Annotated in this window: 14 protein-coding genes and 1 tRNA gene; 1 reads left to right on the forward strand and 14 read right to left on the reverse strand. The window is 43.0% G+C overall.

The window, feature by feature from the left end; genetic code table 11:
* Window positions 1–73: 73 nt before the first annotated feature.
* Window positions 74–2,041 (reverse strand): acetate--CoA ligase, encoded by a 1,968-nt coding sequence (gene acs / locus SporoP17a_RS02600; RefSeq protein WP_083032043.1) that lies wholly within the window; start codon window positions 2,039–2,041, stop codon window positions 74–76.
* 42 nt (window positions 2,042–2,083) lie between these two features.
* Window positions 2,084–3,223 (reverse strand): acyl-CoA dehydrogenase, encoded by a 1,140-nt coding sequence (locus tag SporoP17a_RS02605; protein WP_083032046.1) that lies wholly within the window; start codon window positions 3,221–3,223, stop codon window positions 2,084–2,086.
* Window positions 3,224–3,461: 238 nt separating this feature from the next.
* Here SporoP17a_RS02605 and SporoP17a_RS02610 point away from each other — a divergent pair, with 238 nt between their 5' ends.
* A complete protein-coding gene (locus tag SporoP17a_RS02610; protein WP_083032049.1) occupies window positions 3,462–5,270 on the forward strand; it encodes a helix-turn-helix domain-containing protein in 1,809 nt (602 codons plus the stop codon).
* A 522-nt stretch (window positions 5,271–5,792) separates the two neighbouring features.
* On the opposite strand, the gene SporoP17a_RS02615 is transcribed toward SporoP17a_RS02610, so the two are convergent.
* The 12 genes from SporoP17a_RS02615 to uvrC form a co-directional block, all read right to left on the reverse strand.
* Window positions 5,793–5,866 (reverse strand) — tRNA-Arg (locus tag SporoP17a_RS02615).
* A 73-nt stretch (window positions 5,867–5,939) separates the two neighbouring features.
* Window positions 5,940–6,431, reverse strand: coding sequence for a metallophosphoesterase (locus SporoP17a_RS02620; protein ID WP_083032052.1), 492 nt, complete (start codon window positions 6,429–6,431; stop codon window positions 5,940–5,942).
* On the reverse strand, window positions 6,428–7,042 hold the full coding sequence (locus tag SporoP17a_RS02625) for an XTP/dITP diphosphatase (RefSeq protein WP_083032055.1): 615 nt from the start codon (window positions 7,040–7,042) through the stop codon (window positions 6,428–6,430). The genes SporoP17a_RS02620 and SporoP17a_RS02625 overlap by 4 nt, the downstream gene beginning before the upstream one ends.
* A complete protein-coding gene (gene rph / locus SporoP17a_RS02630) occupies window positions 7,039–7,797 on the reverse strand; it encodes a ribonuclease PH (RefSeq protein WP_083032058.1) in 759 nt (252 codons plus the stop codon). The genes SporoP17a_RS02625 and rph overlap by 4 nt, the downstream gene beginning before the upstream one ends.
* Window positions 7,798–7,926: 129 nt before the next feature.
* Window positions 7,927–8,715, reverse strand: a complete 789-nt coding sequence (gene racE, locus SporoP17a_RS02635) for a glutamate racemase (protein WP_083032060.1) — start codon at window positions 8,713–8,715, stop codon at window positions 7,927–7,929.
* Window positions 8,716–8,724: 9 nt separating this feature from the next.
* Complete coding sequence (locus SporoP17a_RS02640) at window positions 8,725–9,132, reverse strand: MarR family winged helix-turn-helix transcriptional regulator (RefSeq protein WP_083035853.1); 408 nt, start codon at window positions 9,130–9,132, stop codon at window positions 8,725–8,727.
* 191 nt (window positions 9,133–9,323) lie between these two features.
* Window positions 9,324–9,536, reverse strand: a complete 213-nt coding sequence (locus SporoP17a_RS02645) for a helix-turn-helix domain-containing protein (protein WP_037561560.1) — start codon at window positions 9,534–9,536, stop codon at window positions 9,324–9,326.
* A gap of 75 nt (window positions 9,537–9,611) precedes the next feature.
* Window positions 9,612–10,061, reverse strand: coding sequence for an acyl-CoA thioesterase (locus tag SporoP17a_RS02650; protein WP_083032063.1), 450 nt, complete (start codon window positions 10,059–10,061; stop codon window positions 9,612–9,614).
* A 280-nt stretch (window positions 10,062–10,341) separates the two neighbouring features.
* Window positions 10,342–11,136, reverse strand: coding sequence for a succinate dehydrogenase iron-sulfur subunit (gene sdhB / locus SporoP17a_RS02655; RefSeq protein WP_199173611.1), 795 nt, complete (start codon window positions 11,134–11,136; stop codon window positions 10,342–10,344).
* Window positions 11,133–12,887, reverse strand: a complete 1,755-nt coding sequence (gene sdhA, locus SporoP17a_RS02660; protein WP_083032068.1) for a succinate dehydrogenase flavoprotein subunit — start codon at window positions 12,885–12,887, stop codon at window positions 11,133–11,135. The genes sdhB and sdhA overlap by 4 nt, the downstream gene beginning before the upstream one ends.
* Window positions 12,888–12,936: 49 nt before the next feature.
* Entirely contained in the window at window positions 12,937–13,545 is a 609-nt protein-coding gene (locus tag SporoP17a_RS02665) for a succinate dehydrogenase cytochrome b558 subunit (RefSeq protein WP_083032070.1), read from the reverse strand.
* Window positions 13,546–13,961: 416 nt separating this feature from the next.
* The gene (gene uvrC / locus SporoP17a_RS02670; protein WP_083032073.1) at window positions 13,962–15,764 is read right to left on the reverse strand and encodes an excinuclease ABC subunit UvrC; all 1,803 of its coding nucleotides are present in this window, start codon (window positions 15,762–15,764) and stop codon (window positions 13,962–13,964) included.
* Between the last annotated feature and the right edge of the window lie 44 nt (window positions 15,765–15,808).

Consider the following 15,808-nt stretch of genomic DNA (forward strand, 5'->3'; position numbering starts at 1 on the left):
TAATCAAGCTTTTCTATGCATCTATTTAGGAGAATAGGAGGTTAGCCGCCAAATGACCGGCTCCGCTGTCCATTTATTTGCCCACAGTTTTCGCTTCCATGACGCTCTGAAGTTCCGCAACTGTCGACGGATCTTCAAGTCCTGTCACATCGCCTGCGACACTACCCGTCGTAACAATTTCCTTAATCAAGCGGCGCATAATTTTTCCGCTTACCGTTTTCGGCAGAGTATCAGTTATAACAATTTCTTTCGGCTGTGCAATTTTTCCGATCTGACGGATGATGTTTTCTTTAATCCGTTCTACGACTTCCTGTCCGTCTGGTGCATTCTCAGAAAGGCAGACGAAAACGACAGGCACTTCGCCTTTAATTTCATCTGGCACGCCAATGACTGCACACTCCGCCACACCTGAACTTTCAAGTACAGCGCTTTCCATTTCCATTGTGCTCAAACGATGGCCTGCGACGTTGAACGCATCGTCGGAACGGCCGACTACCCAAATATAGCCGTCTTCATCAATTAGCGCGAGATCGCTTGCGTAGTAGCTACCGTCGACTTGGCTGTAGTATGAACCGTAGTAACGTTCCGGTTCTCTCCAAATTGTCCGGCACAGCATCGGGAACGGCTTTTTAATGACCAAGTTTCCGAGTTGCCCCGCTTTCACGGGTTCACCGGCTTCATTGACCACATCGAACACCGCGCCTAAAAACGGCGGACCGGAAGAGCCTGGTTTCATCGGTGTCAGCCATGCTGCTCCTGCAATTGGCGAGCCGGCTGTTTCGGTCTGTCCCCACGTGTTGTTAATATAGACTTTTTTCTTACCGAGCACTTCATATGTCCATTGCCACGTCTCCGCATCAAACGGCTCACCGACGAGTGCGATCACGTCAAGGCATGACAAGTCAAACTGCTCGATCGGCTTCTCGCCCATGCTTTTCAACATACGCAACGCTGTCGGAGCGGTAAATAATTTATTGACTCGGTATTTTTCAATGATTTGATAAAAACGCGTTTTTTCCGGATAATCGATTGCCCCTTCGTAAACGATTGTCGTGACGCCGTTCGCAAGAGACCCCACGATGCCCCAAATATGCATCGTTAGCCAGCCGATATCCGCCGTGCACCAAAATACGTCATCATCGCGATGATCGAGATGGTACTTCGCGTAGACGTAGTTCTGCACGACGAAGGCCGTTCCTGAATGTACGATCCCTTTCGGCTTACCTGTCGTGCCGCTCGTATAGAAAACGATGCCGTTCTCATTGGCTTCAAGACGCTCGGGTTCACAATCAATGCTCGCTTTTTCCGTCAGTTCATGCCACCAGTAATCGCGGCCTTCTTGCATATCAATATCGATGCCCATACGATTGACGACAATGACTGCTTCAACTGAAGAAGTAGAAGGGGCCACTTGATCGACTTTTTCTTTCAAGCGGATTTCCTTGCCGCGACGCACTGTCGCATCCGCTGTGACGATGACTTTTGGTTCAAAGCTTGCTAGCCGGTCGGATAAAGAACGCTCGGAATAGCCTGAAAAGACTGCGTTGTAAATCGCTCCGACACGGAAACACGCAAGCACCGCTATGACCGCTTCCGCCAAGTTCGGGAGATAAATCGCGACACAATCGCCTTTTTTCACGCCGAACGATCGAAGAACATTGGAAAAACGATTCACTTCCGCAAGAAGCATCGAATACGTGTAAAACTTCGAATCACCGTTCTCGCTTTCCCAAATGAGTGCTGTCCGGTTACCGGCACCGTTTTGTATATGCCGATCAAGTAAATTGATGCTCGGATTGGTCATGCCGTCAACGAAAAATTTGAAATCAGGAAGCGTGCCGCTGATCGTCTCTGTCCACGGTTCATACCATTCGAGCTCACGGGCTTGCTGATCCCAAAATGTAGCTGGATCTTCTTGGGACTGCCGGAGAAGTTCTTGGAAAGCTTCTGCGCTACCAATTGAAGTCGAGCGCGCCTTTTCTTCACTAGGATAAATAAGTTTACTATTCGCCGCTACTTGTAAAACTCGTTCAATATCCATTCAATCGCTCCTTTATCAATTCATTGAAAATCCCATCAAAGATCAGCAGCCGATTTGTTTCGCAATGACCATGCGCTGAACTTCGGACGTGCCTTCGCCAATTTCTAAAAGTTTCGCATCGCGGAAGAAACGCTCGACTTGGTATTCTTTAATATAGCCGTAGCCACCGTGAATTTGAACCGCTTGATCGCAAACGCGCATACACATTTCAGAAGCGAATAGTTTCGCAAACGCCGCTTCTTTTTTGAATGAGCGGCCTTGATCTTTTAGCCACGCTGCTTTGTAGACCATATTACGTGCCAGTTCGATATTCATCGCCATATCCGCAAGTTTGAACTGAATCGCCTGGAAATTTGAAATGCTTCTGCCGAACTGTTTTCGCTCTTGTGCGTAATTCAATGCCTTCTCGTACGCTCCTTGCGCTAAGCCAACAGCCATCGCACCGATGCCAATCCGTCCGCCGTCAAGTGTCGCCAAAAACTGTTTGTAACCGTTTCCAATTTCGCCAAGAAGATTTTCTTTCGGGACACGGACGTTTTCCAAAATCAATTCTGTCGTATTAGAAGAATGAAGTCCCATTTTTTCATAGTTTGCGATGACCGTGAACCCTGGTGCATCAGTCGGCACGATAAATGCGCTGATGCCGTCCGTACCTTTCGAGCGGTCTGTAATCGCTGTCACAGCAAGATGTTTCGCATAGCTCGCATTCGTAATGAAACATTTCGAACCGTTAAGGACCCACTCATCGCCTTCAAGAACAGCTGTCGTTTCTGTACCGCCCGCATCCGACCCTGCATTCGGCTCCGTCAATCCAAACGCCCCGAATGACTCACCTGTACAAATCGGTGTTAAATATTTCTTTTTCTGCTCCGGTGTGCCGAATAAGTGAAGCGGCGCTCCGCCAAGTGAAATATGCGCAGAATATGTGATACCTGTCGACGCGCAGACACGGCTCAATTCTTCCGTGACGATTGCAAAACTCGTCGTATCCGCTCCACCCCCGTCATACTCCTCCGGGAAAGGTAGCCCCATCAAACCGAGCTGCGAAAACTTTTCAAAAATTTCTTTCGGAAATTCTCCTGTACGATCACGCTCATCCGCACCAGGCGCCACTTCCGCTTCCGCAAACTCGCGAGCCAACTTGCGCACCATTTGTTGTTCATCCGTCAAATCAAAATTCATAGTAAATACCTCCATTCTTCTTTTACGTTCCCTTATTGCCATACATCGTTTCGCTAGCACACACATTGCAAACGCTTTCATCTATGCGTATACTTTCAATACACGAGCTTTCATTTTATTTCCAATTCACCTATAATTATAAACAATACAAACAATTAATTCTATGTGTAATTTCCCGAAAGAATTTGTGTGTTTTACACAAAAACCACAAAATACTATAGAGTTAGGATGATCAAGTATGCAAGACACTTTAACTCGCCGGCAGCTCAAATCTCTTGTACATGTTTCCACTGTCATTAACTCTTCATTAGATATCGAAACGATTTTCGATTCGATTATTGATGAAGCAATTTCCGCAGTAGAGGCAGCAGGAGGCGGTTCGATTTGGGTTTTCGACCAGCAGAAACAGCGCTTGATGGCCAAATCCGCACAAGGTTTATTTTATCCGCAAATCTTTAAATCGATTGAATTAAGCAGCGGTGAATCGATGACAGGCATGACATTTCAAGCGGAAAAAGGGCTAGTGTTCAAAAATGAAGAAGAAATCAAACAGGCGCTTGATACACTTACTCCTAGCAACCGGATGCTGCTCGATGAATCTATTTCAAGTAGTTTTCATTTCACATCAGTCATTTCATCTCCAATTTTATTGAAAGGAACATGCATCGGTGTCATTACGCTTGATTCATTCGATCAATCGCTTCATTTCAAAAAAGAGGATATGCGGTTGTTAGAAGCAATTGCCCAGCAAGCCGCCATTGCGCTTGAAAAATCAAGTATTCATCATAAAGAGAAAAAAACTGTCCAAGAGCTGTCCCGCTCAATCGAAACACAACGCAATATCGCTAATCTCGTCGTTAACGGAGAGGGAATCCAGTCTATCATAGATTATATTTACCAAACGATCGGTGAACATATTTTCCTATTCAATGAGATGGACGAACTGACCGCTTCTGCCTGCCGCACGCCTATTTCAAGTGAAATGAAAGGCGAACTGCTACATTTTGCGAAACAAAACGCCCAGTCGCTCAACAGTCCGTATAACGTCTCAGATATTACGCTAGGCCTAGAAAACTATCAATTCATTGGGCTACCGTTGCAATCGAAAAGAAAGCCACTCGGCACGCTCATCATCGTCTCAAAAGACCCTATTGGAGAAGCTGAAATCAACGCGCTCGAACACATCTGTACGGTCATCATGCTCGAGCTCGTCAAAGAACAGGCTGTCTGCGAAACACAGCAGCGCCTACAAGGCGAATTTATGGCGAAAATTTTATCGGGCCAAACAATCGATGACACATTAATGAAGCAGGCAAAAAATCTACAGTTCGACTTGAACCGCAACTACATCGCTGTCAGCGTCAGCGTCGAAAATAAAGATAACCTGCAGCGCGGAGCTATTAGCGAAAACGTCATCAACGATCTGTTTCATATGACGAATAAATGCTTCCTAGGAAAGAACTCGCAAGGCGCTGCGCTCATTGACCAAAACAAGATCGCTGCTCTATTCTCCTTCCCTGCCAAACTGCAGGTAGCAAACCCAGTAGGCAGCATTAAACAACTCGCCTTGCACTTGCAGCAGGAAATCGAAAAAATATACAACGAAATCGACATCACAATCGGTATTGGCAGAATGAAGCCAAACCTCGCTGATGTACACGAATCATTCAAAGAGGCTGAAAAATGCATCACATTCATGAAAAACTACCATTTCGAAGAACGCGCACTGTCCTACACAGACCTTGGTATCCAGCGCTTCATCTTACGGAATTCTGAAGAAGAGCTGCTCGATTTCGTGCATGAAGTCATCGGCCCGCTCATCCAATACGAACAAGCTCGTAAAGGGGACTTGCTGCAAACATTACTGACCTATTTCCGTCAAAATCAAAACATCAAACGAACCGCTGTCGCCCTTCATGTCCATACAAACACGCTGAACTACCGCCTGAAACGGATTGAGGAAATTCTTTCAACCGACCTGACAGATGGCCAGCAATTGTTTAACATTCAATTGGCCGGGAATATTTACCACCATATTAAACAGTAACAAGGGACCGGCTCCTTGTTACTGTTTTTTCTCATATCATTGGAACACACATATCTCAATTCCTTCACATCATGAACTTTGTAAGCCATAACCAACTCCATGTGGAATGATTGTGAGAAGGATGAACGGCAATCCTAGAGAGCAGCCAATGCGTTACTAAAAAATAATCGTCTGCTGGCCATTCAGCGGTGCTAACAGCGACATTCATAATGGATACGAAGTATTCATCAATTTATGTCTCAGGGCGGGTATCGTAATAATGTTCGGAATTTTTTCGAACAAAATATCATTCGGCTTGAAATAGCTAAATAGGAATGAGAAAAAAACTGGATTGTCTCATCGCTACGGTATTCTGTTGGGCAGGATTTTGCGACAGTCTTTCTGTCAGCGCCTCCCTATCTAGCCGGACGAATTTTAAATAGTATAATGATACGTAACCATCACAGTAAAAAAGCGCTGTAAACGTCAGTTCCTCAACGTTTACAGCGCTTTTTATTTTACTTAACTCTACAGATTTCATTACGTCCCAGGAGGGATTCGAACCCCCGACCGATGCCTTAGAAGGGCATTGCTCTATCCAGCTGAGCTACTGAGACAAACACCTGCAACCACAGGCACAAGAACTATTATATGCATAACGCAAATAAAAGTCAACACTATTTCAAAAAACTATTTATTTAATTTAGTTCGGTCTAATAAGTCGTGGTTCATACTATAAAAACTCACAGTATAACCATCGGCGATTTCAATGACTGCGTATGATGCTTCCCGACCGCCACGTGGTTGAGTAGTACTTCCAGGATTAACAAACAACACACCATTAATCATCTCCGCCCCATACAAATGTGAATGTCCAAATAAAGCGATGGTTGCTTGTTGCTCAGCTGCCGCGTAAGAAAGAGTGAGCATAGAGCGCTTGACGTCGTGTTCATGGCCATGGACGATGAATACCGTCTCATCGCCCACTTTCTGTACAATAGTTGCTGGCAATTGATCATCATTGTCACAGTTACCACGAACAATATGGATTCCATTTAGCAGTGGATTCGTTGCTGATAATTCACTGTCCCCGCAATGGAAGATTGCGTCTGCTTGCAAAGATTTAATCTGCTCCACTGTGTGCAAGTCGCCATGTGAATCACTTAAAATAAGTAGCTTCATTTTATTTCACCTATCCGTGTGATAAATTCTGGTAGTTGTTCTTTTAACTGGGCTAAGGCTGCCCCGCGATGAGAGATGGTACTTTTCTCTTCTGCAGATAACTCTGCCATCGTTTTTTCTTTACTAGGCACATAAAATATTGGATCATAGCCGAATCCATTCGTTCCTTGTCGTTGATCAGTAATGACACCCTCGCAGCTACCGGAATAAGTAGTTGTCTCGATATTAGGACCCGCAATCGCCAGAACGCACCGAAAACGAGCTTGGCGCTTCGTTTGAGGCACTTCCACAAGGTTAGCTAGCAACTTATCGATATTCGCTTCATCGTCCGATGGCTCGCCTGCATAGCGTGCAGAGTAAACGCCCGGTTCCCCATTCAGTGCATCTACCTCGAGCCCGCTGTCATCCGCGATCACTACTTTTCCCAGTAAGTTTGCAACAGTTTCGGCTTTTAGTACAGCATTTTCAACAAAAGTGGTTCCCGTCTCTTCTACATCAATCGATTCTTCGATATCTTGCAATGTCAGCACATTGATACCTAAAGGGCGAAAGAGAACTTCAAAATCTTTCGCCTTGCCTTTATTATTCGTTGCGATTAATACTTCATTCATTGTGCTTCGCCTACCTGTTGTCCGATCTTATCCGCCAATTCGCCCAACACTTCTTTTTGAATCGCAATCAATTGTTCGATTCCCGATTCAGCCAATGTCAATAAATCATTCATTTCTGCGCGAGAAAAAGTAGCTTCTTCGCCTGTTCCTTGTAGTTCCACGAATTGGCCTTGTCCGGTCATCACCACGTTCATATCTACGTCAGCTGAAGAATCTTCTACATAATCGAGATCCGTGATCAATTGACCGTCAGATAGTTTCCCTACACTTGTAGCAGCTAAGAAATCACGAACCGGAAATACGGGTAGCTTTTTTTCAGTTTGCAATTTATTTGCAGCAATGACCAATGCAACGAATGCACCTGTAATGGATGATGTACGCGTTCCTCCATCCGCCTGAATGACATCGCAATCGATCCAAATCGTACGCTCTCCAATCGCATCCAAATCAACGACTGCACGCAAAGCTCGTCCTATCAGACGCTGAATTTCCATCGTGCGACCGCCCACTTTACCACGAGAAGATTCTCGGATTGTCCGTTGTCCTGTAGCGCGTGGCAACATGGAATATTCAGCTGAGATCCACCCTTTTCCACTATTTCGCATAAATGGCGGTACACGCTCTTCAATCGTCGCTGTACAAATTACTTTCGTATTTCCAACTGATATCAGTACGGAACCTTCGGGGTGAATCAAATAATCTTTCTCAATTGTTACTGTTCGAATATCTTCAGTCGCTCTTCCATCGTGTCGCATGCAATATCCTCCATTTAGATACATTTATTTGGTGTGATTAGTTCATCTAATCTACATTCAATCCATCTTACCATATTCACAGCAAAAAACCCGAAAACGATGTACTGTTTTCGGGTACTGCACTACTTGTTATAAAGTCAGATTACGGACGTCTGGCTGTGGAATAGCAAGCCAATCTTCAACGATAGCTTGAAACTTTTCAATTGAGCCTGTTGTGTAAAATATCGGCTCTTCTGCTGAAGTGGATCGTAATTGTTTTGCTGCAAGAATCCGTTCCACATCAATCACAGTCTCCGCCGCTGAAGAAATAACATTCTTATGATTAGAGAAATGCGCTTCAATATGTTCTTGTAATAATGGATAATGCGTACAGCCAAGAATCACAGAATCAAATGGATAGTTACGCAAAGGCAGTAACGTCTGATCGACTATGTCTCTAGCTGCCTGTGTACGGTATTCTCCATTTTCAACAATTGGCACAAATTCCGGACACGCAAGTGAATGAACTTTGGCTTCTGGTTTTAGACTGTGTATCGCTTGATCATACGCTTTACTTTTCACGGTGCCTTCCGTACCAAGCACAGCAATTTCGTCTGTTTCAGACGCGTTGACAGCCGCCCTGGCCCCTGGTTCAATTACACCGACAACAGGAAAATCAAATTGCTGTCGTACTTCTTCTAGCGCGATAGCAGTCGCGGTGTTACACGCAATAACGAGCATTTTTATACCCATTTGCGCTAAGCTGTTGACCATGTCCATTGTAAATTGCAACACTTCTTCCGCTGGTCGAGGACCATACGGACAACGTGCATCATCGCCAATGTAAATAATAGGTTCGTTCGGTAGGTAGTTGCGTAACTCTCTTACAACTGTCAGTCCGCCAACTCCCGAATCAATTACTCCAATAGGTGCGTTCAATGTAATCCCTCAATCTCTTGTCATCTGTTCATGTAGTGTGGCTAGCAATTCTGAAAACCGCTGAATTTCCTGCTCATTTGAATTCACAAAAACATCTTGCAAATACTCTTGTCTCTTCTGTATGACCTCTTCAATAATCCGTATTCCTTCAGGTAATAAATGAACACGAACAACCCGGCGGTCCTGATCATCTCGCACACGTTTCACTAGCTGACTATTTTCCATCCGGTCTACTAAGTCAGTCGTTGTGCTAAATGCTAAGAACATTCTATTGGATAGATCTCCAATGGTCATATCACCATGTTCTAATAACCATTGAAGAGCGCTGAATTGTGGAGGTGTAATGGTAGACTTCTTTAATATTTTTCGACCTTGTTCCTTGATGATGGACGCAATGTATCGCAAGTCTTTTTCCATTTTTACGATATCAGTTGGTACGTTTTGTTGTTCATTCAACAAAAAATCAGCTCCCTGAAATGAGTCCTATCTTTTCATTGTACCGTTTTCATTGATGAACGCAACAATTTTTCCTTTATTTTATACTAGAGAAGAAGTAATTGACACCGATTGCACAAAATTGGTTTACTATCCTAAGTTGAACATCATTTTTAGTTCAGCCGTAATTCTCCCAATCGCAATAATTCGACGATTGCTTGTGCTCTACCTGATACACCCAGTTTTTGAATCGTATTTGAAATATGATTTCGTACGGTTTTCTCACTAATAGTCAATTGTCCAGCAATTTCTTTCGTTGTAAAATCATCTACCAGCAAAGTGAAAATCTGTCGTTCTCGATTTGTTAATAAAGAACGGTTTTGCATTTCATCCAAGATGCGCCCCTCCTCTTTACGCTTTCCCCTTAGGATATGTAAGCGTAAGGGCGTCTGTGTAGGCTTTTACGAGTTTTCTAGGAACACCCTTCTCTCTTCTTCCATCCACGCTACGGGTCTTCCATCACCTTTACCCACTTGAACGATAGCACCTCTACCTGTTAAGACGATTTCATTACGTTCATTCTTAGCCATATAATGCAAATCAACTGAACTCGTACCCATACTATTGGCTTTCACATGGATTTGTAGCTTTTCGTCAAAGTACACTTGCTTTGCGAAATCGCATTGTAAATCCGCTACTATTGGAATAGTTGTGCCCTTTGGATCAATCCACTTTTCCATAAGATTTACATGTTTCAAATACTCGATTCGAGCATATTCAAAATAGGCAAATACCTTCGTATTGTTCAGATGCCCATACATATCCGTCTCTGAAAAACGAACGGAAACATTGGCGTGAAAATGAAATCCTTCGACCCATTGCTCCAAATCCTCAATATAACTTTCTCTCATTGATCCGCACTCCTTCATAATGAATAACTATTCATTACTTTATTATATCAAAATACAAATTGACGTCAAATAACATTCATGACACTACTGTTAACGCAAAATCAATTGGCTACCAGGTGGAGATAGTAGCTCAAACAAAGAGCATTCTCTAAGGGAGCAACCTTAGACTTCTTTATCCATTCATCAACCTATTCTCCCTACTATAACTTAAAAGGCAGTAAACACTAAAAAAGCTGTCCAAGAAAGTCATAGACTTCCTGGACAGCTTTGTTTATAGAAATTAATCTACTTGATGGTCACTTCCGAAGAAGTCCTTAAACATTTGGATTGTCGTTGCTCTACCAATTGCTCCAATAGAAGTCGTTAACGGAATACCTTTAGGACATGCAACTACACAGTTTTGTGCGTTACCACACTCAGTGATTCCTCCGTCTCCCATAACAGTAGCCAAACGCTCGTCTTTGTTCATTGAACCAGTTGGATGTGCGTTGAATAGACGCACTTGTGACATTAATGCAGGACCCATGAAATTTGTCTTGTCGTTTACGTTCGGACAAGCTTCTAGACATACACCGCAAGTCATACATTTAGATAGTTCATATGCCCATTGACGTTTACGTTCAGGCATACGAGGACCTTCACCCAGGTCATACGTACCATCGATCGGAACCCATGCTTTGATACGCTTTAACGAATCGAACATGAATTCACGGTCAACAACCAAGTCACGAACGACTGGGAATGTACGCATAGGCTCAAGTTTAATAGGTTGTGTTAACTGATCAACCAGCGCAGTACATGACTGACGAGGACGACCGTTAATCACCATTGAACATGCGCCACAAACTTCTTCCAAACAGTTCATATCCCAGTTAATAGGAGTTGTTTTTTCACCTTTAGCATTTACTGGGTTACGTCTGATTTCCATTAGAGCCGAAATTACGTTCATATTCGGACGGTATGGAACTTCAAATCTTTCTACATAAGGGCTTGAAGTGGCAGTATCTTGACGTTGAATGTCAAATACGACAGTTTTTGTAGCAGTTGCAGTTTGTTGTTCGCTCACTTTTATCAATCTCCTTTCTTCGCTGAGTAATCACGGATACGTGGAGGAATAAGAGATGTGTCTACATCTTCATACGAAATAATTGGTGCAGAAACTCCGTCAAATTCCGCAATTGTTGTTTTCAAGAAGTTCTCATCGTCACGATTCGGGAATTCTGGCTTATAGTGCGCGCCACGACTTTCATCACGATTCAATGCGCCTAAAGTAATTACACGTGCTAGATAAAGCATGTTTTTCAGCTGGCGTGTAAACATAGCTCCTTGGTTTGACCATTGCTGTGTATCCGTAATATTTATATTTTCATAACGCTCAAGTAACTCAACAATTTTATCGTCTGTCTGCTTCAACTTATCATTGAAACGAACAACCGTTACGTTGTCAGTCATCCATTCGCCTAGCTCTCTGTGAAGTACGTACGCATTCTCTGTACCGTTCATCTTGAGAGTGTCTTCCCATTTCTGCTGTTCTTCTTTCACTGCTTCTTCGAAGATCGTTGCTGGTAATTCATCAGCTGTTCGCTTCAACTGTTTCATGTAATCAATTGCGTACGGTCCTGCGACCATACCGCCATAGATTGCAGATAGTAATGAGTTCGCTCCCAAACGGTTTGCACCGTGTTGCGAGAAGTCACATTCACCTGCTGCGAATAGGCCAGGGATACTTGTTTGCTGATGATCATCTACCCATAGTCCACCCATTGAATAGTGAACAGCCGGGAAAATCTTCATTGGCAATTTACGCGGATCATCTCCTGTGAACTTTTCATAAATCTCGATGATTCCACCGAGTTTAATATCAAGTTCTTTAGGGTCCTTGTGAGATAGATCCAAGTACACCATGTTCTCTCCGTTGATACCTAGTTTTTGGTTTACGCATACGTCAAAGATTTCACGTGTTGCGATATCCCGAGGAACTAAGTTACCGTAGTCTGGATATTTCTCTTCCAAGAAATACCAAGGCTTTCCGTCTTTATATGTCCAAATACGTCCACCTTCACCACGTGCTGATTCGCTCATGAGACGAAGTTTGTCATCCCCAGGAATTGCTGTTGGGTGGATTTGAATAAATTCACCATTTGCATATTTTGCACCTTGTTGATATACGATCGATGCCGCAGAACCTGTATTGATTACAGAGTTCGTAGACTTACCGAAAATAATACCAGGGCCACCCGTTGCCATGATGACAGCATCCGCTTTAAATGCTTGGATTTCCATTGTCTTCATGTTTTGTGCTTTAATACCGCGGCATGTTCCCTCTTCATCTTTGATGATTCCAAGGAATTCCCAATGCTCGTATTTTTGTACTAATCCAGATACCTCATGCGAACGCACTTGTTCGTCAAGAGCATAAAGTAACTGTTGTCCAGTTGTCGCACCTGCATACGCTGTACGGTGGTGAAGTGTACCACCGAAACGACGGAAATCCAAGAGACCTTCTGGCGTACGGTTAAACATAACGCCCATACGGTCCAACAAATGGATGATTCCAGGAGCTGCTGCCGTCATTGCTTGTACTGGTTTTTGATTCGCTAGGAAGTCTCCACCGTAAACTGTATCGTCAAAGTGAATGTCGACCGAGTCGCCTTCACCTTTCGTGTTTACAGCACCGTTAATGCCGCCTTGGGCACATACGGAGTGGGAACGTTTTACTGGTACTAGCGAGAACAAGTCAACCGGTACACCAGCTTCTGCTGATTTGATGGTAGCCATTAATCCAGCTAGTCCTCCACCGACGACAATCAATCTGCCTTTTGCCATTATTGTGTCACTCCTCAATTATACGTAATTTCATTAGTTAGTTAGTTATTCACACAAAAGCTAGAAGTGCTTGAATTCCAATTACAGAAAGTACTAGGAATACAATGATTGTAATATACGATACGATTTTTTGTGATCTAGGTGATTGTGCAATTCCCCATGTAACACAGAAAGACCATAGTCCATTTGCTAAGTGGAAAGTCGCAGATAGAATACCTAGGATATAGAATACAAGCATAAGTGGGTTCGATAAGATATCGGCCATCATGTTGAAGTCTACTTCAGCTCCAAGCGCTTTTTGAATACGAGTTTCGTATACGTGCCAAGCAATGAAGATGACAAGGAATACACCCGTGAAACGCTGGAATGTGAACATCCAGTTACGAAAAGTGCTATAACTGCCCACATTGTATTTCGCTGAGAAAGCTATGTACACTCCGTAAAACGCGTGGAACATGAGTGGAATGTAAATAATAAACCATTCCAAGAACAATACAAACGGCAAGTTCCCCATAAAATTAGATGCTGTGTTGAATGCTTCCTCACCGCGCGTTGCAAAATGGTTAATAACTAAGTGTTGGGCAACAAATAGTCCAACTGGAATTACACCAAGCAACGAATGTAGACGGCGTAAGAAAAAATCTGTTTCTTTCGACAAGTCTTTTACCCTCCCTTATTTCTGAGATTCTACTGTCGTGATGCGGTTCTCTATCTAGTTCGCATTCGCCAGTATCTCTCTTCATGGTACAATATGATAACATGTATATTGTACTCCTCTGTATTGGACAGGTCAAGACGCTGTGTACTTTTTATAGTAGATTATGATTTTTCTAAAAACGTCGAATAACACGTTGCTTTTCTTACGATCCGACACTGCTTGACATAGTTTGAAGCCCATAGAAGTAAGGATTTGAGAGATTAGCGTTTATTTCTAATACACTACTCCACTCATTTATTCATGAAATTTACGCTTTTAATTTAATTCACCAATCATTCTCAGAATGTGTAGTGAAAATAAACGCCTAGCAATAATATGGAAGAAAAACATTATATGTCAATGAAAGCCCCTCGACTTTATTCAGTAAGGGGCTTTTCAGATGTCTCAGGTTGTTGGAAATGGGCAAGTAACTGATCGGCGACTTTCTTTGGCATCCCTGCTTCTCTCAATTGTTCAGGTGTTGCTTCACGAATGGCCTTCACAGTTTTAAAGTGTTTCAGTAATTGCTGTTTACGTTTCGGGCCAACCCCTTCAATTCCATCCAGTGAGGAGGTCAGTGAAGATGCCCCCCGCCGCTGTCTGTGGAATGTAATAGCAAATCGATGGACCTCATCTTGAACACGTTGCAGCAAATAAAATGCCTCACTTGTCTTCTTTAACGGAACAATCTCTGGCGGATGACCATACAGCAACTGTGCTGTATTATGTTTATCATCTTTTGCCAATCCAGCTATCGGAATGGAGAGGCCTAATTCATCCTCTAGCACTTCACGAGCAATTTCCATCTGTCCTTTTCCACCATCAATAACGATTAAATCAGGTAAAGGCAATTGATCCTTTAATACACGTGTATAGCGTCTTCTCACGACTTCACGCATTGCACCGTAGTCGTCATGTGCTGCCGCCGTCTTCGTTTTATACTTTCGGTAATCTTTGCGATTAGGTCTTCCATCTACAAATGATATCATGGCGGAAACAGGTTCCACACCATGTGTATGTGAGTTATCGAAAGCCTCAATACGAAGAGGTGTGCTAATATTCATCGCTTCCCCAAGTTCTTCACACGCACCAATGGTACGCTCTTCTTGACGTTCAATTATTTGGAACTTCGCGTTTAGTGCAATGGACGCGTTTTTAGCAGCCAGTTTAACAAGGTCCTTTTTCTTTCCACGTTGTGGTATGAACACATTCGTATCGAGCAATTGATCTGCCAACGCAAAATCAACGGTTTCTGGAAGTAATACTTCTTTTGGTAATAAATGTTGAGCTTCTCCATAGAAACGACCTAGATACGTCAGTAATTCTTCTTCAGGGTTTTGATAAGCCGGGAAAATGGATACATCCCGTTCGATCATTTTACCTTGTCTGACAAAGAATACTTGCACACACATCCAGCCTTTATCAACTGCATAACCAAAAATGTCACGGTCTGTAAAATCATTCGCATTCATATTCTGTTTTTCCATAACGGTTTCAATATTGGTAATTTGATCACGATATTCTTTCGCTCGTTCAAATTCTAATTCTTCTGCTGCTTCATTCATTTTTTGTTGAAGTTCCTTTTTTACTTCTTTATACCCGCCATTTAGGAATCGAGTAATGTCTGCAATCATTTCGGTATACGCTTCGGCAGGCACTTCTTTAATACAAGGCGCCAGACATTGACCGATATGATAATACAAACACGCCCGCGCAGGAATACTTTGACATTTGCGATACGGATATAAGCGATCCAGTAATCTTTTTGTTTCATGAGCGGCTGTAGCGTTAGGGTACGGCCCGAAATATTTACCAGATTTTTTATTGACTTTGCGTGTAATGATCAACTTTGGATGACGTTCATTCGTAATTTTTAAGTAAGGATATGTTTTGTCATCTTTAAGCATAATATTGTATTTCGGATCGTATTTCTTAATCATATTTAATTCTAAAATCAATGCCTCAATTTCAGAATTGGTAACTATATATTCAAAGTCCTCTATTTCCCCGACCAAACGCTGGGTCTTGCCATCATGGGAACCCGTAAAATAGCTACGCACACGGTTTTTCAACACTTTTGCTTTCCCGACATAAATGACAGTACCTTGACGATCCTTCATTAAATAGCAACCCGGCAAATCGGGAAGGATTGAAAGTTTATGTTCAATGATTTCATTCATTATTTTCACCTACTAAAAGACCGAGCTGCTCTTGCGGCCCGGTC

Origin of the sequence: Sporosarcina ureae, from assembly GCF_002082015.1 — a bacterium.
GTDB classification, from domain to species: Bacteria; Bacillota; Bacilli; order Bacillales_A; family Planococcaceae; genus Sporosarcina; species Sporosarcina ureae_A.